The 24,494-nt window shown below is 37.2% G+C and carries 28 protein-coding genes, 1 riboswitch and 1 other annotated feature (1 of these 30 only partly in view); of the genes, 10 read left to right on the top strand and 18 right to left on the bottom strand.

Translation table 11 applies throughout. The features are described from left to right. Positions 1 to 22 (bottom strand) — a binding site (T-box leader) (it extends 190 nt beyond the left edge of the window). Positions 23 to 65: 43 nt separating this feature from the next. The 6 genes from ACIP9W_RS00305 to ACIP9W_RS00280 all read right to left on the bottom strand — a co-directional run bounded on the left by ACIP9W_RS00305 (position 66) and on the right by ACIP9W_RS00280 (position 6,645). Continuing rightward, positions 66 to 833 (bottom strand): 3-hydroxybutyrate dehydrogenase, encoded by a 768-nt coding sequence (locus ACIP9W_RS00305; RefSeq protein WP_400784999.1) that lies wholly within the window; start codon positions 831 to 833, stop codon positions 66 to 68. A gap of 48 nt (positions 834 to 881) precedes the next feature. Next, positions 882 to 2,210, bottom strand: coding sequence for a GntP family permease (locus ACIP9W_RS00300; RefSeq protein WP_282241333.1), 1,329 nt, complete (start codon positions 2,208 to 2,210; stop codon positions 882 to 884). A 46-nt stretch (positions 2,211 to 2,256) separates the two neighbouring features. Then, the gene (locus tag ACIP9W_RS00295; RefSeq protein ID WP_400784997.1) at positions 2,257 to 2,913 is read right to left on the bottom strand and encodes a 3-oxoacid CoA-transferase subunit B; all 657 of its coding nucleotides are present in this window, start codon (positions 2,911 to 2,913) and stop codon (positions 2,257 to 2,259) included. A gap of 20 nt (positions 2,914 to 2,933) precedes the next feature. Then, the gene (locus ACIP9W_RS00290) at positions 2,934 to 3,623 is read right to left on the bottom strand and encodes a CoA transferase subunit A (RefSeq protein WP_400784995.1); all 690 of its coding nucleotides are present in this window, start codon (positions 3,621 to 3,623) and stop codon (positions 2,934 to 2,936) included. 415 nt (positions 3,624 to 4,038) lie between these two features. Next, on the bottom strand, positions 4,039 to 5,382 hold the full coding sequence (locus ACIP9W_RS00285; RefSeq protein ID WP_400784993.1) for a sigma-54 interaction domain-containing protein: 1,344 nt from the start codon (positions 5,380 to 5,382) through the stop codon (positions 4,039 to 4,041). A gap of 93 nt (positions 5,383 to 5,475) precedes the next feature. Further along, positions 5,476 to 6,645 carry an MDR family MFS transporter gene (locus ACIP9W_RS00280; protein WP_400784991.1) on the bottom strand — a complete coding sequence of 390 codons (1,170 nt, stop codon included), beginning with the start codon at positions 6,643 to 6,645 and terminating at the stop codon, positions 5,476 to 5,478. A gap of 122 nt (positions 6,646 to 6,767) precedes the next feature. On the opposite strand from ACIP9W_RS00280, the gene mnmL reads away from it, so the two are divergent. The 4 genes from mnmL to ACIP9W_RS00260 all read left to right on the top strand — a co-directional run bounded on the left by mnmL (position 6,768) and on the right by ACIP9W_RS00260 (position 10,106). After that, entirely contained in the window at positions 6,768 to 7,727 is a 960-nt protein-coding gene (gene mnmL, locus ACIP9W_RS00275) for a tRNA modification radical SAM protein MnmL/YtqA (RefSeq protein ID WP_400784989.1), read from the top strand. After that, complete coding sequence (mnmM, locus tag ACIP9W_RS00270; protein WP_400784987.1) at positions 7,724 to 8,293, top strand: tRNA 5-(aminomethyl)-2-thiouridylate-methyltransferase MnmM; 570 nt, start codon at positions 7,724 to 7,726, stop codon at positions 8,291 to 8,293. Before mnmL ends, mnmM begins: the two co-directional genes overlap by 4 nt. A gap of 186 nt (positions 8,294 to 8,479) precedes the next feature. Then, on the top strand, positions 8,480 to 9,562 hold the full coding sequence (locus tag ACIP9W_RS00265) for a type III polyketide synthase (RefSeq protein WP_400784985.1): 1,083 nt from the start codon (positions 8,480 to 8,482) through the stop codon (positions 9,560 to 9,562). 1 nt (position 9,563) lies between these two features. Next, positions 9,564 to 10,106 (top strand): isoprenylcysteine carboxyl methyltransferase family protein, encoded by a 543-nt coding sequence (locus ACIP9W_RS00260; protein WP_400784983.1) that lies wholly within the window; start codon positions 9,564 to 9,566, stop codon positions 10,104 to 10,106. A gap of 25 nt (positions 10,107 to 10,131) precedes the next feature. Here the strand turns inward: ACIP9W_RS00260 and ACIP9W_RS00255 are convergent, their stop codons facing one another. From ACIP9W_RS00255 to ACIP9W_RS00245, 3 genes are all read right to left on the bottom strand, one after another. Continuing rightward, a complete protein-coding gene (locus tag ACIP9W_RS00255) occupies positions 10,132 to 11,445 on the bottom strand; it encodes an NAD-dependent malic enzyme (RefSeq protein WP_400784981.1) in 1,314 nt (437 codons plus the stop codon). An 88-nt stretch (positions 11,446 to 11,533) separates the two neighbouring features. Further along, the gene (locus ACIP9W_RS00250; RefSeq protein WP_400784979.1) at positions 11,534 to 12,217 is read right to left on the bottom strand and encodes a phosphoribosylaminoimidazolesuccinocarboxamide synthase; all 684 of its coding nucleotides are present in this window, start codon (positions 12,215 to 12,217) and stop codon (positions 11,534 to 11,536) included. 54 nt (positions 12,218 to 12,271) lie between these two features. Further along, entirely contained in the window at positions 12,272 to 13,063 is a 792-nt protein-coding gene (locus ACIP9W_RS00245; protein WP_400784977.1) for an alpha/beta hydrolase, read from the bottom strand. A gap of 88 nt (positions 13,064 to 13,151) precedes the next feature. On the opposite strand from ACIP9W_RS00245, the gene ACIP9W_RS00240 reads away from it, so the two are divergent. Together ACIP9W_RS00240 and ACIP9W_RS00235 are read left to right on the top strand one after the other, a co-directional pair. Beyond that, entirely contained in the window at positions 13,152 to 13,664 is a 513-nt protein-coding gene (locus ACIP9W_RS00240) for a gamma carbonic anhydrase (RefSeq protein WP_400784975.1), read from the top strand. A 134-nt stretch (positions 13,665 to 13,798) separates the two neighbouring features. Beyond that, positions 13,799 to 14,419: a hypothetical protein gene (locus tag ACIP9W_RS00235; protein WP_400784973.1), complete on the top strand. Its 621-nt coding sequence runs from the start codon at positions 13,799 to 13,801 to the stop codon at positions 14,417 to 14,419. 1,277 nt (positions 14,420 to 15,696) lie between these two features. Here the strand turns inward: ACIP9W_RS00235 and metK are convergent. Continuing rightward, on the bottom strand, positions 15,697 to 16,893 hold the full coding sequence (gene metK / locus ACIP9W_RS00230; protein WP_282241322.1) for a methionine adenosyltransferase: 1,197 nt from the start codon (positions 16,891 to 16,893) through the stop codon (positions 15,697 to 15,699). Between the two features lie 200 nt (positions 16,894 to 17,093). Then, positions 17,094 to 17,211: riboswitch (SAM riboswitch) on the bottom strand. 190 nt (positions 17,212 to 17,401) lie between these two features. Between metK and pckA the strand changes: the two genes are divergently transcribed. Then, positions 17,402 to 18,988, top strand: coding sequence for a phosphoenolpyruvate carboxykinase (ATP) (pckA, locus tag ACIP9W_RS00225; RefSeq protein WP_400784971.1), 1,587 nt, complete (start codon positions 17,402 to 17,404; stop codon positions 18,986 to 18,988). Positions 18,989 to 19,034: 46 nt separating this feature from the next. Here the strand turns inward: pckA and ACIP9W_RS00220 are convergent, their stop codons facing one another. The 8 genes from ACIP9W_RS00220 to ACIP9W_RS00185 form a co-directional block, all read right to left on the bottom strand. Then, entirely contained in the window at positions 19,035 to 19,484 is a 450-nt protein-coding gene (locus ACIP9W_RS00220; RefSeq protein ID WP_282241320.1) for a hypothetical protein, read from the bottom strand. Next, positions 19,466 to 20,275 (bottom strand): alpha/beta hydrolase family protein, encoded by an 810-nt coding sequence (locus ACIP9W_RS00215; RefSeq protein WP_400784969.1) that lies wholly within the window; start codon positions 20,273 to 20,275, stop codon positions 19,466 to 19,468. Before ACIP9W_RS00215 ends, ACIP9W_RS00220 begins: the two co-directional genes overlap by 19 nt. After that, positions 20,253 to 20,726: an NUDIX domain-containing protein gene (locus tag ACIP9W_RS00210; protein ID WP_400784967.1), complete on the bottom strand. Its 474-nt coding sequence runs from the start codon at positions 20,724 to 20,726 to the stop codon at positions 20,253 to 20,255. The genes ACIP9W_RS00215 and ACIP9W_RS00210 overlap by 23 nt, the downstream gene beginning before the upstream one ends. 50 nt (positions 20,727 to 20,776) lie before the next feature. After that, positions 20,777 to 21,427, bottom strand: coding sequence for a CPBP family intramembrane glutamic endopeptidase (locus ACIP9W_RS00205; RefSeq protein WP_400784965.1), 651 nt, complete (start codon positions 21,425 to 21,427; stop codon positions 20,777 to 20,779). Positions 21,428 to 21,574: 147 nt separating this feature from the next. Next, positions 21,575 to 21,736: a hypothetical protein gene (locus ACIP9W_RS00200; protein ID WP_400784963.1), complete on the bottom strand. Its 162-nt coding sequence runs from the start codon at positions 21,734 to 21,736 to the stop codon at positions 21,575 to 21,577. Continuing rightward, positions 21,720 to 22,061 carry a transposase gene (locus tag ACIP9W_RS00195; protein ID WP_282241315.1) on the bottom strand — a complete coding sequence of 114 codons (342 nt, stop codon included), beginning with the start codon at positions 22,059 to 22,061 and terminating at the stop codon, positions 21,720 to 21,722. The genes ACIP9W_RS00200 and ACIP9W_RS00195 overlap by 17 nt, the downstream gene beginning before the upstream one ends. A gap of 81 nt (positions 22,062 to 22,142) precedes the next feature. Further along, a complete protein-coding gene (locus ACIP9W_RS00190) occupies positions 22,143 to 22,322 on the bottom strand; it encodes a putative motility protein (protein ID WP_282241314.1) in 180 nt (59 codons plus the stop codon). A 58-nt stretch (positions 22,323 to 22,380) separates the two neighbouring features. Beyond that, positions 22,381 to 22,839, bottom strand: coding sequence for a Dps family protein (locus ACIP9W_RS00185; protein WP_282241313.1), 459 nt, complete (start codon positions 22,837 to 22,839; stop codon positions 22,381 to 22,383). Positions 22,840 to 22,939: 100 nt separating this feature from the next. Here ACIP9W_RS00185 and ACIP9W_RS00180 point away from each other — a divergent pair, with 100 nt between their 5' ends. The 3 genes from ACIP9W_RS00180 (at position 22,940) to ACIP9W_RS00170 (ending at position 24,473) form a co-directional block, all read left to right on the top strand. Continuing rightward, entirely contained in the window at positions 22,940 to 23,062 is a 123-nt protein-coding gene (locus ACIP9W_RS00180; protein ID WP_282241312.1) for a hypothetical protein, read from the top strand. A 1-nt stretch (position 23,063) separates the two neighbouring features. After that, positions 23,064 to 23,297, top strand: coding sequence for a membrane protein insertion efficiency factor YidD (gene yidD / locus ACIP9W_RS00175; RefSeq protein WP_400784960.1), 234 nt, complete (start codon positions 23,064 to 23,066; stop codon positions 23,295 to 23,297). A 99-nt stretch (positions 23,298 to 23,396) separates the two neighbouring features. Continuing rightward, positions 23,397 to 24,473, top strand: a complete 1,077-nt coding sequence (locus tag ACIP9W_RS00170) for a metal ABC transporter solute-binding protein, Zn/Mn family (RefSeq protein ID WP_400784958.1) — start codon at positions 23,397 to 23,399, stop codon at positions 24,471 to 24,473. Positions 24,474 to 24,494: the final 21 nt, after the last annotated feature.

The following is a 24,494-nucleotide window of genomic DNA, read 5'->3' as shown; positions in this document are numbered from 1 at the left end:
TGATCCTTATCCAAGTCTTGCTATTACTTCGTATTTTAGAGGAAATAGCAAGAAATAGCAAGTTTTTATTGCGTTGTGTATCCACCATCTAAAACAACGGCTTGACCTGTCATCCCTTTTGCAGAATCACTTGCTAAAAACAATGCCAAGTCAGCAATTTCCTTAACATCTAGCAAACGTTTTTGTGGAACTAACGGATATAATACTTCTTCTAGTACTGCTTCTACTGGAATGTTACGTGTTTTTGCAAGATCCTCAAATTGATTGCGCACAAGTAGTGTATCCGCATATCCAGGACAAATAGCATTAACCGTTATTCCATCAGCAGCCGTTTCTAATGCAGCAACTTTTGTTAATCCAATTACACCATGCTTAGCAGAATTATAGGCTGCTTTACCTGCAAAGCCGATTAAGCCATTGATGGATGCCATATTAATAATTCTACCAAAGCCTTCTTTACGCATATGCGGAAGAACATGCTTAGTCGCCACAAATGGGGCTGTTAGCATAATTTTTACTAATAATTCAAAACGCTCTGTTGGAAAATCTTCTAACATTGCAACATGCTGCATTCCGGCATTATTGATCAAAATATCAATACGACCAAACTCTTCTACCGTTCTGTTTATAGAGTGAATAATTTCCTCTTCATTTGTAACATCACATTTTACACTAAGAACATCTTCACCTAGCGATAATGCAGCTTCTTTTACTTTTTCTTCATTAATATCCGTTAAAACTACCTTCGCACCAGCTTCATAAAATTCACGTGCTATTTCAAATCCTATACCTTGTGCTGCTCCGGTGATGAGTAGTACTCTATCTTTTACCATTTGTCTTACCTCCAAAACTAATTACTTATACTCTTAAGATTAAAAAACTTAAATACCTAAGCCTAGTGAAAACAAGATAATTGCCAAAGCAGTTCCTAGTGCCGGCACTACGACAGTTGTTGCTCCTACAGCCCAATACGCTGCACTATGCTTTTCTCCACAGATTGATTGAATCGTAGTTACAACATATCCATTATGCGGCAATGAATCTAGTGCACCTGATGAAATAGCGACTACTCGGTGTAACGCTTCTGCATTTACCCCCATATCCATGTAATGTGGTGCTAATAATGGTAAGGCGATTGATTGTCCGCCGGAAGATGAACCAGTCATACCAGCAATTACAGATACTGCAATTGCAGCTCCGATTAAAGGTGATCCCGGAATGTTGGTCATAGCTTCCACTGCTGTTGTAAATGCAGGGACATTTTTTGCAACTCCGCCGAAACCAACAACCGCAGCTGTATTACCAATTGCAATAAGCGCACCAACAGTACCAGCTGAAAATGCTTCCCAGAAATTTTTGGAATATTTTCTTCCAACAATATAAGTTGCGATAACTCCACCCAGTAAAGCGATTATCAGTGCGGATTGTGCCAATTTATCATGGAAAATAAATGAGATCGCTAATACAACCACTAATGGAAGCATTGCTAAAAAAGGATTTGGTAAACTTCTTGTCGTATCGAATGTCGGATCAGATTCACGGTCTATAAATCTTTCCCCTTTACTAACCGCTTTCTTAATAATACGGCTCAACCACCAATATCCAAAAATCGCCATGAATGCCGCTACGATAATACTTACTTCCCATCCCGCATATGCATTCGTCCCTAAAAACTCTATTGGAATCCAGTTTTGGATTTCAGGAGAACCCGCAGATGTCATCGTAAATGTTACGGACCCCAATGCTAACGTTGCTGGAATAAAACGACGCGGTAAGTCCGCTTGTTTAAACAATGAAATGGCCATTGGATATACAGAGAACGCAACTACAAACAGACTTACGCCTCCATATGTAAGAATTGCACAGGCAATTACGATTGCTAGTACTGCATACTTCATCCCTAATTTATCAACAATCCATTTGGACACAGAGTCTGCTGCCCCGCTATCCTCCATTACCTTACCGAACACGGCTCCTAGTAGGAACATTAAATACCAAGACATTATAAAGCCAGTAAACCCTGTCATATAACTTGTTACAAAGTTGGCTTCCCCTTCATCTGCCAATTGTGCAAATAATGGCATGCCACTAGTCAATGCCACTAACAATGCCGATATCGGACCGGCTATTAAGATATTTACACCCTTCATAGTCAAAATAATAAGTAGAACTAATCCCCCAATAAGTCCAATCATACTTAATAATTCCATGAACATTTCCCCCAAATGTTTATTTTACTAAGTGATATTTATTAAATTAACTAATTTGTACGTTTTCTTTTACATTATTCACGATCAAAGTTGCTTCTGTAGAATCAATGATATCTTGTACACTGTACCCTTCGAATACTTCTTTGAGTTCGAGTCCTTCCGGTGTTACTTCAATCATGGCACGCTCTGTAATAATTTTGTCGACTACTCCTTTTCCTGTTAATGGTAGAGAGCATTCTTTTTTAATTTTTGCAGAACCATCCTTCGCTACATGATCCATAATTACAATTGTTTTTTTAGCACCATGGACTAAATCCATTGCGCCTCCCATTCCTTTAATCATCTTTCCAGGAATCATCCAGTTTGCGAGATCTCCTTTTTCAGATACCTCCATTCCCCCTAAAATCGCCACATCTACATGGCCGCCACGTATCATCGCAAACGATTCCGCACTTGAAAAAAATGAAGAACCAGGAATAGTCGTTACAGTTTCTTTTCCGGCATTGATGAGATCAGGATCTACTTCCTGTTCGGTAGGATATGGTCCAATACCAAGTAATCCATTTTCCGATTGTAAAACAACTGTTTTATTTGGAGAGATATAGTTCGCTACTAGAGTAGGAATCCCTATTCCCAAATTGACATAGTTACCATCTTCTATTTCTTTTTCTGCTCTTCTAGCAATTATTTCACGTGTATTCAACTGAGTCTCCTCCTTTATTCTTATGAACGTGTTGTTAAACGTTCGATTCTTTTTTCTTGTGTTGCTTGGAACAATCCTTGAACATAAATACTTGGTGTATGGATTTGAGCAGGATCTAAGTCACCTGTCTCTACAATTTCTTCTACCTCAGCAATCGTAATTTTGCCCGCAGCAGCCATCATTGGATTGAAGTTTTGAGCGGTTTTGTTATAGATTAAGTTTCCAAATTTATCTGCTTTCGCTGCTCGAATAAGAGAAAAGTCTGCTTTTAAAGCTTCTTCTAGTACGTATTCTTTTCCATCGTATACGCGAATCTCTTTCCCCTCAGCAATTGTTGTTCCAACACCGGCTGGAGTGAAAAATGCTGGGATACCTGCACCACCTGCACGTATTTTTTCAGCAAGAGTTCCTTGCGGAGTTAGTTCAACTTCAATTTCACCAGAAAGCACTTGACGTTCAAATTCTTTATTTTCACCAACATATGAACCTATCATTTTTTTTATTTGTTTATTATTTAATAATAATCCAAGTCCCCACTCATCGATTCCACAGTTATTTGAAATAACCGTTAAATCCTTTACGCCTTTTTTCACTAGGGCAAGAATCAGCTGTTCTGGTATTCCTACTAAACCAAATCCCCCTACCATTAATGTTGCTCCATCTTGAATTTCCATTACCGCTTCTTCTGCAGAAGAATAAATCGGCTTCATATGAACTCCCCCTTACATTTTTAACACCCTAATCAACTACGCCTCGGAGAAATTATATCCAGATTTTGAATTATGGCCTCGCAATTATCTCCAATCAAAATCTGTGACATCCGCCTGAGGCTAAAATTGAATCAGCATGATTTTGGTCTATCTCCGTTTTAATAAATGCTAGCATTCATCCCACCACTTGTAGAAGTGAAAGACGACTGCCGAGTCAATTTAAAACGCTTTCATATGTAATTAAAGCAGAATCGGAATATTCTAGCAATAGCTATTGTGACAATTTTAAGTCTATGAAACACCCTTAAAATCCGAATTCCTGGATACCTTCTTGTGATAATTCAATATAAAGATCATTTCATTCAATATAATAAATCCGATTTTCAGGACAAGTGTCCAATAAATCGGATTTAGGTCATAAGTTATATTTTTTTATTTTTTCATAAAGCGTCGATCTGCTTATTCCTAATTGTTTTGCAATCATCGCTTTGTTGGATTGCTTTTCAAGTAAATCTTGAATGACGCGTCTTTCAACTTCTATTAAAATATCTTCTAGTTTTCCATTCATGTTAAACGACAAAGCATTTCGCTTCTTTACTTGTATGGGAAGTGCAGAAGGCCCGATAACGTCATTTTCAGCAAGATATACCGCTGCTTGAAGCACATTTTGCAACTCACGAACATTCCCTGGCCAATGATAAGATTGAAGAATTTCTCTCGTTTTTGTTGCCAACACAATTTTCCGGCGGCCAGCCTGCACGACAAACTTTTGTAAAAAGTAGTTTAACAGCTCATCTAGGTCCTCCAACCGCTCCCGTAAAGGCGGTATTTGTAAGGTTACAGCTTGAATCCGATAAAATAGGTCCTCTCTAAATTTCTTTTCCTCCACAAGATTTGCTAGTGATACATTCGAAGATGCTAGTATGCGAACATTTACTTGTTCTTCTTTCTCACCATGTGTTGTAAAAACCATGCCATCTTGTAATGCACGTAGGAGCTTTGCCTGTAGCGTCAGAGGTAAGGCACTAATTTCATCTATGAACAAGGTCCCTTTATCCGCTTGCTTATATCTTCCCCTACTAAGTTTACCAGTTGCCAAATCATACTTTCCGAATAATTCTTCCTCTAGCAATTCAGGCGGAACCGCCGCACAGTTTACTTTAACAAACGGCTCATTGGATCGTTCAGAAAGCTGATGTATACTGTGTGCAAAAATCTCTTTTCCAGTCCCACTTTCCCCTTCTATTAAAACTGGTATATCACTTGGAGCAATTATTTCGATCGTTTCTTTTATTTTTCGCACTGCCGCTGAAGTGCCTTTTATATCTCCTAGATGGTACTCTTTATAGCTATTATCCTCCATATTTAATTGAATACGCTCCATCGTTGTTCGAACATGAGAACTTAGCTTTTTCCAATCAGACATATCTCTAAATATAACGCTGCCAAAAGCACCAACAATTTTCCCTTCAACAACAAGTGGTACTCGATTTGCAAGCATATACGTCCCTTTAATATAGTGAGGTGAGGCAATATGTGCTATCCCTGTCTTAATAACTTCATGCATTTTAGTATTTTCTATTACTTCAGCAACCGGCTTTCCAATTGCCTCTTTCCTTTCCACCTCTAAGAAACGGCAATATTCTTCATTAATATAAATAATGTTAGAAAGCTCGTCCACCACTACAAACCACTGAAATGCATTTTCTAATATTTCCGCAAGCACAGATGTAGATAAGTTTCTTAAAAAAGTTTCCATTGCAGTCCCCCCTTGGAAACAGCTTTTCTTTAATATTCTCAAAGATTAGCATATTAATCAATTTCATTTCAGAAAAAAACCGTTTGATTTTTATCAAACGGTGCGTTTTTTAAGTGGTAAATCATATAGCAAACTCGTTACAATTGCGAAAATCATTAAACTCGTTAGGATTAGTATCATCATTGGTGTTCCATAAGCTTCTACAAGTATTCCACCTATAAAAGGGCCAATCATTCTTCCGATTGTTGCCATACTATTTACAATCCCTTGATAAAACCCTTCCCTTCCTTTTGGTGCTAACTGACCAGCAAGCGTTGGTACAGCAGGCCATACGAACATTTCGCCTATAGTCAGGATGACCATCGCCGTGATAAACATCGCATAACTTTCTGCAAAAGCAACAACTACAAAAGATCCCATGAAAATAACAATCCCGATGATAAGCTGCGCTTTAATTTTATGTTCTAATCGGCTAATAATTGGTTTGATCAGCGGTTGCGCCAAAATAATAAGAGCGCCATTGATCGTCCATAGCAAGCTATATTGTTTTAATGATATACCTAAATCTAACACATGCGTTGAAATAGTCGATGTCCACTGCACGTATACGATCCATGTCAGCATATACCCAATCGTTACGATCAACATGGCGTAAAAAGGAGCTTTTTGTTTTATTTCCTTTTTCTCATTTATCACTGAGCTATGTCTATTCGTTGTAACAACTAATTTCCGATAAAAAACCCATACAATTGCTAAAAATAATACATAGGTCAGTAAATTTGCCATGAATATGTTGTTAATATTATGATCTGCAACTACACCTGCAATAGCAGGACCGATTGCAACTCCCACATTTTGCGCCAAATAAATGGCATTAAACGCCTTCCTTCCGCCTTCAGGCCAAACACTTCCAACCATTGCATACATACTCGGGAAAATAATTCCCCCACTAAAACCTAAAATTGCAACAAACCATATATATTCTGGCCATCCATGCCAAATTGTCAGCAATACTAAAGCAATCATTGACAATATAATTCCTAGCATAATCGATTTATATCCACCAATGCGGTCGAATAAATACCCTCCAAGTAAATTACCTACCACACCTGTCCCAGCATTAATCATGAGAACAAAACCAGCCATCGACAGCGACTGCCCCAAATAATCATGCATATAGATTGTGTGTAAAGGCCATAAAAAGGAATTTCCCATCGTATTTACAAACATTCCGATGATTAAAAGCCATACAGCTTTTGGCATACAAAACACCTCATTTCCTCGTACGCTAGACTATTGTATGCTTTTTTATAAGTTACTTCAAGATAGATACAACAAACTACACAAAGACATGATAAAATAGGCATGTTAAGGAGTGAAATTGCATGAACGAAAACAACTTTCCTTTTCCATCTGACGGAAAAAGGTATTATACATGGAATCGATATTTACGAGACAAATTTGATCAGAAGATTTTCAAAGTCGCACTCGACGCTGGCTTTGACTGCCCAAATAGAGACGGTACAGTGGCTTTTGGTGGCTGCACTTTTTGTAGTGTTGCTGGTAGCGGCGATTTCGCGGGAGATAAAGTCGATCCAATCCCCGTCCAATTTGAAAAAATAAAAGCCAAAATGCATGAAAAGTGGAAAAAAGGAAAATGCATTGCCTATTTTCAAGCCTATACAAATACACATGCCCCACTTCCAGTACTAAAAGAAAAATTCGAAGCTGCTCTAGCTTTAGAAGGTGTCGTTGGGATCTCCATAGCAACTAGACCCGACTGCTTACCAAATGATGTAGTCGAGTATTTAGCCGAGTTAAACGAACGAACTTATTTATGGATAGAGCTAGGACTTCAAACAGTACATGAAAGAACAGCAAATTTAGTGAATCGCGCGCATGATTACTCCACTTATATAGAAGGAGTCAACAAATTACGCAAACACGGCATTAGAATTTGCACCCATATTATTAATGGACTTCCCTTAGAAGACAGAGAAATGATGATGGAAACTGCCCGTGAAGTGGCTAAGCTAGATGTACAAGGTATTAAGATCCATCTACTACATTTATTAAAAGGGACTCCAATGGTGAAGCAATATGAAAAAGGAAAGCTAGAATTTATGGAACGAGATGCATACATTCAGCTCGTTGCCGACCAATTAGAAGTAATTCCACCTGAAATGGTTGTCCAACGTATTACAGGTGATGGACCAATCGACTTAATGATTGGCCCAATGTGGAGCGTCAATAAATGGGATGTATTAAACGGCATAGATGCGGAACTCGCAAAAAGGGATAGTTATCAAGGGAAATTTTATGTAAAGACTGGTGTTTTACAATGATTTTAAAAAGAGTTTTACCATTTGCAAAAGAATTACTAGCAAATGTTGTGGAAAAAGGTGATTCGGTAGTAGATGCAACTGCCGGAAATGGACATGATACCTTATATCTTGCAGATTTAGTAGGAGATAGTGGACATGTATATGCATTCGATGTCCAAAAAGAAGCCATTCAATCAACTGCAGATAAATTAGAACAAGCGAATATGATTGGACAAGTTTCATTAATTCATGATGGGCATGAAAATGTAGCAAAATATGTGTCTGTACAAGTATCTGCAGCCATTTTTAACTTAGGTTATTTACCTGGTAGTAATCATGAAATCGTGACAAGAGGAGCTTCAACCATCCAAGCAATCGAATCTCTATTACATTTACTAAAAGTTGGCGGGCTGATCGTTTTAGTCGTTTATCATGGGCATGAAGGTGGTAAAGAGGAAAAAGACACACTTATGGATTTCGTACAGCAATTACCGCAATCGTACGCCCATGTACTTTCGTACCAATTTGTCAATCAACAAAATGACCCGCCGTTTATACTTGCAATTGAAAAGATGAAGATGAGTTAACACCTTAACAAAGAAACCCGACCTATTCTGAATAGCTCGGGTTTCTTTGCATCACACATTCAAAGGGCATCTTTTAAAAGATTTTCAATGAAAGAAAGTTTTATATTTTTTAAGTAACGCTTTAACCACCTTTATGCATATCTAACAAAAATATGGGTATAGTACTTAGTAAAAAGGAGTAACTACATGCCTAAAATTGCCTCTATAAGTACATATAAACCTCCCTATACGTTAGACCAAACTAATATTGAACAACTAACAAAAGAACTTTTTCAAGACAAAATTGCACAGTTGGATCGATTATTAAAAGTATTTGAGAACGGTGATATCGAAACCCGCAATTTTTGTGTACCTTTAGAGTGGCATCGAACAGATCATACATTTGAAGAACGAAATGATATTTATATAGATTTAGCGACCAAATATAGTGTAGAAGTTATCCAAGCTTGCCTTCAAAACACTGTTTTTTTACAAAATGCGATTGATCCAAACGAAATTGATGCCATTATATTTGTCAGTACGACTGGGATATCTACTCCGAGTATTGATGCACGCGTGATGAACCATCTTCCTTTTTCTGATCGCATGAAACGAATCCCGTTATGGGGACTAGGTTGCGCTGGCGGAGCTGCAGGAGTTAGCCGAGCATTTGATTATTGCAAAGCCCATCCAACTGAAAAAGTACTTGTTGTTTGTGTAGAGCTTTGTAGTCTTACCTTCCAACCAAATGATTTTTCGAAAAGCAATTTAATAGGAGCTTCTCTTTTTGCGGATGGTGCAGCTTGTGTATTAGTATGTGGGGATGAAGCGAATGTTTCTACAAAAAGACCCGTTCCTCACATTATTAATACAGCTTCCAAATGGATGCCTGACTCCGAAAATGTGATGGGATGGGATATTAAAAATAGTGGATTACATGTTGTATTCTCCAAGAGTATCCCGTCTATTATTTCTAGTTGGCTCGGACCATTTATCGATGAATTTTTTACAGAACAACAACTGACAAAAGAACAACTCGACCATTTTGTGGCACATCCCGGAGGAAAAAAAGTACTAAAAGCATATGAAGATACACTTCATCTGACGGAAGACCAAACATCGATTTCACGGGACGTATTAAGAAATCATGGAAATATGTCTTCACCCACTGTACTTTACGTATTAGAGCAATTCATGCAAACTGAAAATAAAAAAGAAGCGATTGGTTTACTAGTAGCACTGGGACCTGGATTTTGTGGAGAAGCAGTTTTACTGAATTGGGGGGATTAACATGTTATTTGGGATCATCATATTCCTAGTCATAGCACAAAGAATTATAGAGGTTTTAATCGCCAAACGAAACGAAAAGAAGATGCTTGCACGCGGAGCCTATGAAGTTGGCGCCTCTCATTATCCTTATATGATTGCACTGCATGTAAGTTTTTTTGTATGTTTGATTGCAGAAGTCGTGTTTTTAAACCAACGTATCTCTCCTTTGTTTCCATTGTTTATGTTAATCTTTTTATTTGTTCAGGTACTACGAATTTGGTGCTTAACCTCTTTAGGGACATTTTGGAACACGAAAATCATGATCTTACCTGGTGCCAACGTCGTAAAATCTGGCCCATATTTGTATATTAGACATCCCAATTATGTGGTCGTATGTATTGAAATAGCGTTATTACCTCTAATGTTTCAAGCATATTTTACCGCTATTTGCTTTACGCTTTTAAATCTAGCGATGCTTTCGGTACGCATTCCACTAGAAGAGAAAGCTTTGATGGAAGCAACCGATTATTCAGAAGAATTTAAAAAGAAGATTTCGGCATCTTAACCGAAATCTTCTTTTATTTTGGATATTATTTTTGGTTTGCTGCTTCTTCCACTGCTCTTGCAACCAATTGATGTACAGTTGGATCGAGTGGGTTTGGTATTAATTCGCCTGGTTTTGTATGACCGACAATTGCTTGTGCTGCAGCTATTAGCATTGGATAAGTAATAGCTGATGCTCCAGCATCTAATGCTCCTTTGAAGATGCCTGGAAAACCGATTACATTATTTACAGAACGTCCGTCTGCTGCAAAAGCTGCCCCTGCTGCGATTGCTTCAGATGGAAGTATTTCCGGATTTGGATTGGAAAGTGCTAAAATGATTTGTCCTTTTCGTACCATTTCTGGTTTGATCAAGCCAGAAACTCCCGTTGTCGCAACGATAATATCACAAGTCTGCATCATTTCCTCAAGAGAGCCAATTGTTTTCCCTCCGTGCTTTAATAGACGATTTTGTGCTTCTTCTTGACGATCAAGCCCATAAACGTCTTCTACACCATAAGCCATTAACATACGGCAAATCGCAAGGCCAGCCGCACCCAGACCAATTTGACCGATTTTCGCTTTTTTCACATCTACATTTGTAGCTTTGCATGCAGATAATATAGCCGCTAAAGCAACTACCGCCGTTCCATGCTGATCGTCATGCATCACAGGAATTGGAAGCTCTTCTTTTAGTCTTTCTTCAATTTCAAAGCAATGAGGAGAACCGATGTCTTCTAGTAATATCGCTCCAAAACCTTTATGTATATGCTTCACTGTTTCTACTATTTCATCCGGATCGCTTGTGTTCAATAAAATCGGAATGCCACTTAATCCAACAAACTGATCTAATAATACAGCTTTCCCTTCCATTACTGGCATACCTGCAACTGGACCAATATTACCTAAACCTAAAATCGCTGTACCATCTGTTACGATTGCAACGGAGTTTCCAATCGATGTGAAATAGTTAGCTTTTTCCGGATGGTTGTATATTTCCATACACACACTTGCGACGCCGGGTGTATAGATTCGTTGCAAATCTCCAAGTGAGCGCACATCTAATCTACTCTTCATTGCAATTTTTCCGCCTTCATGCGCGTTCAGTACATCATCTGTTACCGCATGAATTTTCACGCCGCTTCCGATCTCTTCAATATTTGCAATTACTTGATCTAGTTGTTCAATCGATTTACATGTAATCGTAATATCGCGAAGCGTCGTCAATGCACCACTTTTTAAAGTAGTAATGTCACCAATATCTCCTTCTCCTAAACCGATTGCAGTGGCAACTTTAGCAAAATTACCTGGTTTTGATGGAGTTTCTACAATAATATTTCGAATAATATGTTGTTTTTGCATATATTTCTCCTTTTAAATCTCTATATCTACGGTTTGATTATAACACAAAAAATCCCTTATTCTTAAGGAATAAAGGATTCTTTCTTATTTAAGAGAACAACAATGCTTCTAAAGCTAACGGTTCAATATATTGGCCGTCTTTATAAACACGCATATTGCCGCCAGAAATCTCATCAATTAAAATTATTTCATTTGTTTTAGCATCTCTACCAAATTCGAGTTTAATATCATATAATTCTAGCCCTTTTGTCGCTAAATCTTCTTTCACAAGTTGAGAAATTTGTTGCGTTAAAGTTTGTAACGTTTCATACTCTTCCTCTGACAAGATGGAAAGCATCGAAAGTGCTTGTTTAGAAATGGGAGGATCCTGACGATCGTCGTCTTTAATCGTTACTTCGACAAATGCATCGAGAGGTTGTCCTTCTTCACAATATGCCCCGTATCTGCGTAGAAAGCTGCCTACAGCTTTAAAGCGACAAATAACCTCAAGTCCTTTTCCAAACACTTTTGCTTCTTTTACAGTCATGGTAGATTCCTCGATATTCGAATCAATAAAATGAGTAGGTATTTCTTTTTCCATTAACTTTTGAAAGAAGTATGTAGTCATACGAAGTCCAGCTTTACCAGCGCCTTCTATTGTTAGTCCTACTGTATTTGCACCCGGATCAAATACGCCATTTTCTCCAGTTACATCATCTTTAAACTTTAACAAAACATCTCCGTTGTCCAGCTTATAAACATCTTTTGTTTTTCCTTGGTATGTAAGATTCAATTGGAACTTCCTCCTTTTTATAACTACGACTTATTTTACACCTAAATGATACCGTCAAACAATATAACCAATGGATCTTAGCACATTATTTATAAAAGAATCGGAATAGGCAAAAATTTCTTCTCGTTCCGGTTCCTGATGCAAATCATGAAAACAATTTTTCCATTCTTTGAACTGATATTCGGAAAGAGTTTGCTTTTTTAACCAGCTAATCGTTGTTTGAGTATCTGTAATTTTATCCCGTTCCCCTGTCATCAATAACACCGGAACATTTGGGATAGATTCTTCTGTTTGAACAACGCTTTTCATCATTGTTTGCAGTTCCTTATACCAGTCATTTGAAACAAGCGTACGATATGATTGGTCTTCCACAAATTGACGATATACATCGTAATTTCTTGTTAATTCATTTAACTGAAGATCATGGTTAATCTTTTGCGGAACGGATAATTTAGCTAGCGCATTTGTCCATTTAGAGGGCATTTTTTTTAATTGGAGCCAGGGAGATGTTAAAATTACCCCAGCATATTCTATTTCTAGTTTGCGCATCACTTTCACTAATAATGTTGCACCTAGTCCATGCCCCATTAAAAAGATTGGCAGATCATATGTTACTGCAACTTGAAGTGCCTGTTTTATATAGTCTTTATACAATTCAAAAGGCTCATCATGTAGCCCTTTTGCTTTTTTTAGTTCCCCATGACCAGGTAAATCTCCCATAACGATATGACAATTGGAGCTTCTTAGTTTTTCAATTAGCCAAGCATATCTTCGATGGTGTTCATATGCACTATGCACGAGGACGATTACTGCCTTTGGTTTTTCTTCTGCTTCCCATTTCCACATGAACAGCACACCTTTCTGTTTTGTTTCATTTTTTGCATTTGTTTGATACGATTAATTATATTCTATTTTTATAAAGGGTGTGTATTTATTGATTTATCCATATAAAGACAAAATTCCATCGATAGATGAAACTGCTTTTATAGCTGATTATGTCACAATAACAGGCGATGTGACAATCGGTCCGGAGTCTACAATTTGGTTCAATACGGTAATTCGAGGGGACGTTGCTCCTACGATTATTGGACGTAAAGTAAGTATTCAAGATTTAAGTTGCCTTCATCAAAGCCCAAATAAGCCACTTATTATTGAGGATGAGGTAACGATAGGCCACCAAGCAACATTACATAGCTGTATCATTCGTAAAGGCGCATTAGTTGGAATGGGGTCTATTATTTTAGACGGCGCAGAAATCGGAGAAGGTGCATTTATAGGAGCAGGAAGTCTTGTACCTCCAGGAAAGAAAATCCCACCTAACTCATTGGCATTTGGAAATCCAGCAAAAGTAGTACGAGAGCTAAACGATGCTGATAAAGCAGATGTACAGCGAATTATTCATGAGTATGTCGAAAAAGGACAGTATTATAAATCATTGCAAAAATAAGAATGCCCAATGGAACTGTTCGTCGATTAGGAGGGGCTATGTATAGCCGCTATCAGCCTCTCTTTTTTAAGAAAGATTATTTGCTTAACATTGAAAGCAGTTACGCTTAACTTTTTTTCGAGGAGTGTTGTATTGTGAGAGATCAAGAGTTAGCAGAGGCTTTTGAGCGTTCAGAAATAAATTTACTTGTAGAGCTGCGTACCGGAAATGGTTTTGATGAAAAAGAATACGAAAAATTAGTTGAAGCACTCACCGCTTGTGCAAATGAATGGGAATGTCGTAATAGCATACCAAAAAAAGCTGTCTACCCTTTAATTGAACTTTATGATGAATTGGTCAACTTTTCGTTTATATATACTGGGGAAAGAGGAGTACGTATCAAGAATGCAGCAGAGAATCTAAAGAAATTGATACATAGATGTACAAGTGAAGAGGATAATACGGAATCTGAGAAAGTAAAAGTAATTGCCAAATTGTCCGAGTACATCAAAGAAGATGGTAACTTTTTTACAAAACTCCAAAACGGCAAAGGCATCGATGAACAACAATTTGAAAAAATCTATGATGAATTAAACGATATTTCTGATGAGATTCATACGTGGGAGTCATTCCCAAAATCATTTGTAAATATTTTAATAGATCTATGTGAGTTAGATTTGTTTGTCCATCTATACCAGGATGAGTTCCATCTACAGGAAGAAGCAGATAAAATTTATGACGCATATGAACGTATATTTGGTTTGATCTTTGGCTGATTGGGATAACTGCTTTTGGGAGTGATCTAATGGAAGTTGTAGTACAATACATAATTAATTTCTTGGTTGTAATAATAATTGTTGGTTTACTTGCTTTTTTATTTGGAAACCCAAAAATAATTCGTGTCATTCAAATACTTTTTAGTAAAATATATATAATAGCTAGTATTTTTATATATAGCACAATAGCGTATGCTTATTTTTTATCAGTTCCTTCCTCTCTCCGGAACCTTTATTTTACGTAAGCGGTACAGCACTCAATCCTTACCATGAAGACGCATTGCTTACGATATCTATTACGTTTGGGATCGTTTATCTGATCGCTCTTCTTATTAGCTTTCATTTCCTCGGAAAATATAATATGTCTAAATGGAAATCTAAAGTTTTAACATATATATCCTTACTAATCATCGTATGTCTTACTTATCCACTCATTATTAACATAATATTTATACGTTTTCAGCTTACCTTCTATGGAGCTATCTCATTAATTTTATTAATCTTACTCATCTGGTTTCTTCAGAGCCCACTTTTTAAAAGAAGATACACATCCGACAACTTTGTTTAAAGTCCGTAAGCAGAATCGCTTTACTTCCCCTTGCTAATATCTTTTCTACGGATCTTTGTCATTTGTATGTTATAAGTAAGGAACCACATAATAGGGAAACTGTACGGTAGTGAGTGGAAGAATGTGACCGCCTGGATTTAGCACGGCTACGCTTCGCTTCGTCGCGAGCGACTGCAGGGTCCGTCTACCTCGCTTCCCCGCAGGAGTCTCGCGCCCGCACTAATTCCCTCCAATTATGTAGTGGCAGAATAAGTATCTCCAAAAAATGGCTAAGGGCGATCAAAAACGGTCGAAAGCAACCAAACGAATGTTAAGGGCAACTAGTTGCAGTCTTACAACAGCCAAATGACCCCTGAAAGCGACCAATTTCCCTAAAACAAGTTAACTTGGATTGAGAAGGCAATAATAATAGAGCACTAACTGGGATTATTTTCCATAAATCTTCCACTTGCTTGGCTTTGTCGCGTTCATAGCTTATTATGTCGCGTCACGCCATTTACTGGAATTTATCAGTTGCAAATATCTTCTAACTTTCCGTGTTGAATCAACTCACTACCGCGAAGTTTCCCTATACCACGATCGATTTAAAACATGCCAATCCTTATGCGACTTGATTCAAATTATCCACATATCTAAATCCTTTATGGTTTCCTAACCAATAAAAAAGCGATACTTCCCTAAATAACAAGGAAAGTATCGCTTTTATCAATTATAGACCAGCTTTTTCTTTTAAAGCATCTGCTTTATCTGTTTTTTCCCATGGTGCATCGATGTCTGTACGACCGAAGTGACCATAAGCAGCAGTTTGTTTGTAGATTGGACGACGAAGGTCTAGCATTTTAATAATTCCTGCAGGACGAAGGTCGAATAATTCACGAATATATGCTACTAATTGTGCCTCTTCTACTTTTCCTGTTCCAAATGTATCGACAGCAATAGATACAGGCTGTGCTACACCAATCGCATAAGCTAATTGAACTTCACAACGATCTGCAAGTCCTGCAGCGACAACATTTTTTGCAACATAGCGAGCAGCATATGCAGCAGAACGGTCTACTTTCGTCGGATCTTTACCAGAGAAAGCACCACCGCCGTGACGAGCATATCCACCGTACGTATCAACAATAATTTTACGACCTGTTAAACCAGCATCCCCTTGAGGACCACCGATTACAAAACGACCAGTTGGGTTGATAAAGTATTTTGTATTTTCATCGATTAAATGAGCAGGAACAATTGGATTGATCACTACTTCTTTTAAATCTTTTTGAATTTGTTCTAACGTTACTTCTGGATGATGTTGAGTAGAAATAACAATCGTGTCGATACGAACTGGATTATTATTTTCATCATATTCCACTGTCACTTGCGTTTTACCATCTGGGCGTAAATAGTCTAATGTGTCATCTTTACGCACTTCTGCTAAACGACGTGACAACTTGTGCGCTAAACTGATTGGAAGTGGCATAAGTTCCGGTGTTTCGTTACATGCATAACCAAACATAAGACCTTGGTCCCCTGCTCCAATTGCTTCGATATCTGAATCAGTCATTGATCCTTCACGAGCTTCTAACGCTTGGTCAACACCCATTGCAATATCAACTGACTGCTCGTCAATTGCAGTCAACACTGCAGAAGTTTCTGAGTCAAATCCGTATTTTGCACGAGTATAACCTATTTCTTTAATAGTAGAACGTACTACTTTTGGGATATCTACATAAGTAGACGTTGTAATTTCTCCTGCAACTAAAACAAGTCCAGTTGTTACACTTGTTTCACAAGCAACACGTGCATTTGGATCTTCTGTTAAAATTGCATCTAAAATAGCATCCGAAATTTGGTCACAAATTTTATCTGGATGCCCTTCTGTAACTGATTCCGATGTAAATAATCGGCGTTGTGTCATAGAATATTCCTCCTATATCCTGCGAGATTTCTCTCAAGAATTGATACGGTACTCATTCCCATGTCAAGCCATTTCAAATGGATTAAACTTGAAGCCGTTTCGGACTTGGCACACAAGGATAAAGGGCGATGTAATATAAAAAAGCCTTTCACTCACGTAATTTACATGAGGAAAGGCATTCATTTCATAAGCACCTTTCACTCTTATCAATCAAGGAATCACACCTTGTCTCAGGTTGGGCACCTTTGTAATACTAGAAAAAATTACAGGTTGCCGGGTTTCATAGGGCCTGACCCCTCCACCAGCTCGGGATAAGAGTATCCGTTCAATTTATCATCATACGGAAACACCAGACAAAAGTCAACAAAAAATACCGTAATTATTTAAAATGAAAATAAACATCCAATTAGTGTAGACTATTAAGTTAAATGTGTTATACTAATTCACATATCAAGTAAATACTCCTCCAAACAAGGAGGAAAAACGAAAAAAGGATGGTAAATACAATATGAATTCAATCGATACGGTGAGTGAACTGAACGAATTGCTAGCTGGAAATAATATTAGCGTACAATTATCAGTGCCGCAACTTGTGGAAAAAGCAACTTGTAGAGGAGAAGCTGTTTTAACCTCAACAGGTGCTGTAAAAGCAGAAACAGGTAAATACACAGGCCGTTCCCCAGAAGATAAGTATATCGTAGAAGAGCCTATCTCTAAAGACAAAATCGATTGGGGTTCCGTAAACCAACCTATCTCTCCAGAAATTTTTGAAGCACTATATAAAAAAGTAACGAACTACTTAAAAGAACAAGAAGAATTATTCGTATTTAAAGGATTTGCAGGAGCAGATAAAGAATCTCGTCTTGGCATCCAAGTGATCAATGAATTTGCATGGCATAATTTATTTGCCCACCAATTATTTATCCGTCCTACCGAAGAAGAGCTTGTAAATCATCAAGCAGATTTCACAATTGTAAGCGCACCTAACTTCAAAGCAGATCCAGCGATTGATGGAACAAAATCAGAAACATTCATCATCGTTTCTATGGAAAAACGTATTGTATTAATCGGTGGAACTGAATATGCAGGTGAAATGAAAAAATCTATCTTCTCTATTATGAACTATTTGTTGCCAGAACAAAACATTTTTCCTATGCATTGTTCAGCAAATGTTGGAGAAGCTGGGGATGTTGCATTATTCTTCGGTTTATCTGGAACAGGGAAAACAACACTTTCTGCAGATGCAGGGCGTAAATTAATCGGTGATGATGAGCACGGTTGGTCAGATAATGGCGTGTTTAATATCGAAGGTGGCTGCTATGCAAAATGTATCGACCTTACTCGTGAAAACGAACCGCAAATCTTTGACGCTATTACATTCGGAACAGTTTTAGAGAACGTAGTAGTAGATCCAGAAACTCGCGTGGCGAACTATGCAGATGATTCATTAACAGAAAATACGCGCGCAGCATATCAAATTCAAAATATCGATAACATTGTAGACCCATCTGTAGCTGGTCATCCAAATACAATCGTTTTCTTAACTGCTGATGCATTTGGCGTACTACCTCCAATCAGTAAGTTAACTAAAGAACAAGCAATGTATCACTTTTTAAGTGGTTTTACTTCTAAATTAGCAGGAACTGAACGTGGAATTACATCTCCACAACCAGCATTCTCTACTTGCTTTGGTTCTCCTTTCTTGCCATTACACGCTACTGTATATGCAGAAATGCTTGGAAAGAAAATTGATGAGCATGGTGCACAAGTGTTCCTTGTGAATACAGGATGGACTGGTGGAGAATATGGTGTTGGTAGCCGTATGAAACTAGCTTATACACGTACAATGGTACGTGCAGCAATCAACGGCAAGTTACGAAATGTAGAAACTACGACAGATGAAGTGTTTGGTCTAGAAATTCCTACTGAAATCGAAGGAGTACCAGCAGAAGTGTTAATTCCACGTAATGCATGGGAAGACAAAGAAGCATATGACGTGAAAGCAGCAGAACTAGCACAAGCTTTCCGCAAAAACTTCCAAAAATTCGGTACAGTATCAGAAGATATTGCCCTTAAAGGCGGACCTTTAGCATAATAATCAAAAAGAGGATGTCCCATTTATATGGTGACATCCTCTTTTATTAATCTGCATTTTCATCATAAAAATGGGTTGTAGCCGATGAATTGAATAAGGAAATGAACTTCTCCGCATTTTCCTCATCTACTTTATATAAAATAACTTCTGATCCGTAATGACCTATTTCTAATCTTTCGTCACCGTCTTTATTGAAGAACATCATGAACCATTTTAACCCGCCTTTTGGATCGATGGAGTTATTTCTAAAATAGGTATGATTTTCATCATTTAAATTAACTGTGATGATTTTGATGAGCCCTTCATTTAAAATAGAAATCGCTTTCGGTCTCAATTCTTCAATTATTTCCTCTTCTTCTTTCCAGCAGTGAATCACTACATCCTGAAAAGTATTCGTATAGTTATCCCAAAGATCCTCCCAAAAACTCGTATCCATTGCAAATGATGACTTACCTTCAATACTCATTGATTCGGTGTTTACAATGACATTTCCCAATTTCTAACTCCTCTCTGTTTTTTCATCCATGCGCATGCATCCTTCACCACTTGACGATTTACTTTGCTCGGAAAATAGTGGGTGAATTCAGGATAGTACCATGTTTCTACTATTTTGTTATTCCCTATAAGTTCTTTTTCTAACATTTCTGCATGCTGTGGGGAAACATTAATATCCATTTTCCCATGAATGATCAGTGTAGAAGCTTGTATTTCAGCTATTTTAAGCAAGGCATCACGCTCCTCATAAGCTTCTGTTTTATTTGTTGGAGTACCACCTATCACCCTTTTCATCATTCTTCGCATATCCAAGCGTTCCTCGTAAGTTAGATAAATATCGGATACTCCTGCCCATGTGACAATCGAAGTTATATCATTTCGTAAAATGGCAGTCCATAGCGCCATAATACCGCCACGAGAGAAAGCGAAGATATGAATTCTAGACGAAATGCAAAATTGCTTTAATACATCTACTGCATAAACAGCATCCAATCGATCTTCACCTGCAAACTCGTCCCTTCCCTCGCCGCCACGATTTCCGCGATAGTAAGGCGCAAAAACAGTAAAACCTTCTGAAGCGATCTGGGCGATCCGAGCAGGTCTTACCATACCAATACTTTGCATACCTCCCCGCAAATACAATATCCCATCATACGTTCCTTCTCTTTTCGGGGACGCAAGCATTCCTTTCACTCGCAACCCACAAGACCAGTATGTAATTTCAGTTAAATCAATATGTGGATTCGGGGAAGGATATTTTCTCATCTTTTCAATCGTTCCATTTTCCTTCATTCTTTTTCACCTTCTCTAACATTGCTTGCATACCCTGATCTTGCATATGAAAGCTCAAATTTTCGGAGTTGGAAAGTTCATCCATCGTCAACCACAATGCGCCATCTGTTTCATAATTAGCTCTCTCTTCATGAATATACCCTATGTTTGCTATAAATACCGCCTTACAAAAGGGATTCTTCTCATGCACCATATATTCGGCAAACCATTCCAGATTGTCTATTTCTACATTTGTTTCCTCTAATACTTCACGTATCGCTGCTTCCTTTAAAGATTCATTTTCCTCCACTTTACCGCCAGGAAACTCAATACCTCGAATTGGATGTTTCGTTAAAAGCCACTTTCCTTTATATTTTGCTATTACTAATACATGCATCGGCTTAATCGGAAGTAGACCTTTTTCAAAGGAAAGTTCTACTTGTATACCATTTAAATCTTGAAAATTAATCATTCTTTATCCCTCTTTTTGTTTACTATTCAAAAGTTTATCATAGAAGAAATTTAAAGAATAATATTCCAGTACACAAGCATAATTCCAATATCCGCTAAACAGTGACTAATAATAGGCCCTGCAATCGAGCCTAGCTTAATACGAAATATTCCCCACATGATCCCTGCTAAAAATACAGGAATCACTGCCAACACATTAAATGGAAAACTAAATATTTCCTGTACGACAATCAGATGATACATACTATAAAATATAGCCGTAATCACAACCGCTAAAACATTTCCTAATTTTGGTGAGATTCTCCCATACATAAATTCTCTCCAATAAAGTTCTTCTAATATAGGGTTAATCAACGCTAATACTAAGACGAGTATAATTACCTTCGTTCCACTAAAATCCCATCTTTCTAATAACTGCTGTAGTTGTTTAATATCTATAAGCGAGGATTGGAAAACAATAACGAAGCCATAAATGGAAATTAAACAAATTATTCCACTTATAATTCCTACCAAAATATTTTTTTTCGAGAAAGCAAGTAGTAAAGACGAACTTTTTGTTCGTTTCCAGGAAGCAACAAAAAGCGGTATAAATAACAACCAACCGTAAAATAGAAGAAAAGTAATAAGAATATTTTGGAATACAGAAAGGCCAATATAGATAAAGACAGTTGGCATTATGAGTAATAAACCTTGTTTAATCATGCTTCCTCCTCAGAATTACAAGCTTTAGCTTATTTCCATGTCTGGAAACTTAACTGGAATCCACTTATAAGGATGCCTGCATTTTTCTTTTCATTTTACCATATGTATGAAAAAAGACTTAGCAACGATGCTAAGTCTTTCCATTGACTACTCCTTCTGTTCATCTCGTTTATAATGCTCATTTCCCTCTTCGCGATTTTGAGCGATATTCTGTTTTGCTTTAATTTGGGGATTTAGGTTTAACAGAGAACTTACATTACGATAAGTGGCAGGATTTTCGTTACCTTTTCGGTTAATATTTTTGCTCAACGGTCTCTCTCCTTCTTGGGGTAAAATAGGGAAGCTGTTCGACAAACTTTTTAGATTCTTCATCTCCAAATTCATGAATGAGCGCATATAGCTTTTTCATTCTTCTATCGTATTGATCATTTTCTTTATCGAAATGATAACTCTTTATCGGTATATGCGCTCGCCAAAAATTGCTGATTTCTACACTATCTAATTGATTGAAAAGCATTCGAAATACAGGGATAATTTCACGATTTACCGTAATTTCAAATTCCCATGGGGATTCGTCAGGGTACAAATATAATTGTTGGTTTTTGACCGATATATATACCTTGCTTAAAGTCATTTACACACATCCTTTTCAAATAGTATGTGGGCAAAATAAAAAAACATGCACCTAAAATAACTGGTACATGCTTTTCTTTTCTTACGCTTGAATATCAAGTACTGTTCCTTTGTAAGGATGAGGAGCAGCAGTTTCAGGCATATCTTGTAGCATTTGAACTGCAGCTACGGTATCCATATTCATGGCATTTTGTAAAACGCTCATTTGAACCGTTTGCTGTAGTTGTATGAGTTGCGAAGACATGATGGAGTTTAAATCCATAAAAACCCCTCCTTTACATCCTTTTTATCGGAAAGCAGATATCTACTTTACATAGGTTTTATTTCTTAGTTTCGTTTTTGTCACCTAAAAATGCATTCAGCATCCATTGATGTTTTTCTGTTTTTTGATAGATAGCGTTCAGCATATCCTCTGTCATATCATCTTCTTCTTTTGCTGCTTCATCCATTCCTTTTTTGAGCGATTTCATAATCTTATCAAAATCTTTTACAACAGCTTGTACCATTTCATCAGCGCTTTCTTTGTTCTTTGCTTCTTTAATATCCGAAAGCTCCAAGTGTTCTTTTAATGTTGCAACAGGTGCCTCACCTAAAGTTAGTAAACGCTCAGCAATTTCGTCCATATTTAAAGTTGCTTCGTTATATAGTTCTTCAAATTTAGCGTGTAATGTAAAGAAAGAAGGTCCCTTCACATACCAGTGAAAATTATGTAACTTTGTATATAATACCGACCAATTTGCTACTTGTTTGTTTAATTCCTTATTTAATGCTTCTGACATAAATTTGCCACTCTCCTTGAAATAATAGTTGCTTTCTCTTTTAATATACCTCTTTATTACTTACAATAAACTTAAATACAATATATATGGAGTGAATAAAATGGTATTTTGGATTTTAGGTGCAGCAATTTTACTTAGTATAGTGGGATTTGCATTTGTATATAAACTGGCGATGAATGATAAATCTTCTACTGTTGACCCTAAGCCAAAGGATGCTCAATAATATGAAGCAAATTATTATCGCTATTTTCCGCTTTTATCAAAAATTTATCTCTCCTTTAACACCACCAAGTTGTAGATTCTATCCCACTTGCTCACACTATGGTGTAGAAGCAGTACAAAAACATGGGGCGATTAAAGGCGGTTACTTGACGATTAGAAGAATATCCAAATGTCATCCTTTTCACGAAGGTGGCATTGATCCGGTTCCAGACGAATGGTCTTTGAAGAAAAAATAATTCATAGGCTATTTTTTCTTGCTTTTTTTTGATTAGTCTTGTATGATGTAAAAGTTAAATCTTTTTAAAACGTAACGATTACTATTTAGGAGTGAAAATATGAAAAAAAGTCTTCTATTATTTTTAGTATTCCTGCTTGTTTTATTCACGGCAGCTTGTGGAAATGAAGCGAGTCAAACAGAAACAACGCAAGAAAAAGACGATACATTACAAGTGTACACAACGGTCTATCCGCTTCAATATTTTACCCAAAGAATTGGTGGAGAAGCAGTTAATGTTCAATCTATTTATCCAGCTGGAGCTAATGAGCATACATTTGAGCCTACTCAAAAAGATATGATAGCACTTGCTGATGCAGATTTATTTTTCTACATAGGTTTAGGTTTAGAAGGTTTTGTCGATAATGCAAAAAAAACATTAGCGGATGAACATGTGAAAATGATTGCAACAATTGATGCTGTTCCTGAAGATCAACTAAATGCTAGTGATCATGATCACGAACATGAGGAAGCTACGGAAGAAGCTCATGAGCACGAGCACGATGAGGCTACGGAAGAAGCACAGGAACATGAGCATGAAGAAGCTACGGAAGAAGCACATGAACATGAGCATGAAGAGGCTGCGGAAGAGGGTCACGAAGGTCATGACCACGGAGATACAGACCCACATGTTTGGATTTCACCGAAAATTAGTCAAAACCTAGCTCTATCTATTAAGAACTCACTTGTAGAAGCTGCTCCTAAAGAAAAAGAAACATTCGAAAAAAATTACGAACAATTAATCGAAGAACTACAAAAACTAGATCAGGATTTTGAAGAAATGGCAAAGGAAGTACCGAACAAAACATTTTTTGTTTCTCATGCTGCATTCGGATATATAGCTAACACATATGGTTTGGAGCAAATTGCAGTAGCTGGGTTAAACTCACAAGATGAGCCATCGCAAAAAGAATTGACAAAGTTAATCGATTTAGCAAATGAAAAAAACATCAAATATATTTTATTTGAACAAAACGTCTCTTCTAAACTGACAGAAGTTATTCAACAAGAAGTTGGTGCAGAAAGCTTAGTATTACACAATTTAGGTGTGTTATCGAAAGAAGATCTTGCGAATAATGAAACCTATTTCACGCTTATGCAAAGAAATTTAGACACGTTGAGAACAGTATTACAATAACAAAAAACACTTAGAATTTAT

The sequence above is a fragment of the Psychrobacillus sp. NPDC093180 genome, assembly GCF_044754065.1.
Lineage (GTDB): Bacteria > Bacillota > Bacilli > Bacillales_A > Planococcaceae > Psychrobacillus.
This window is presented reverse-complemented; position numbering and strand designations above follow the sequence as displayed.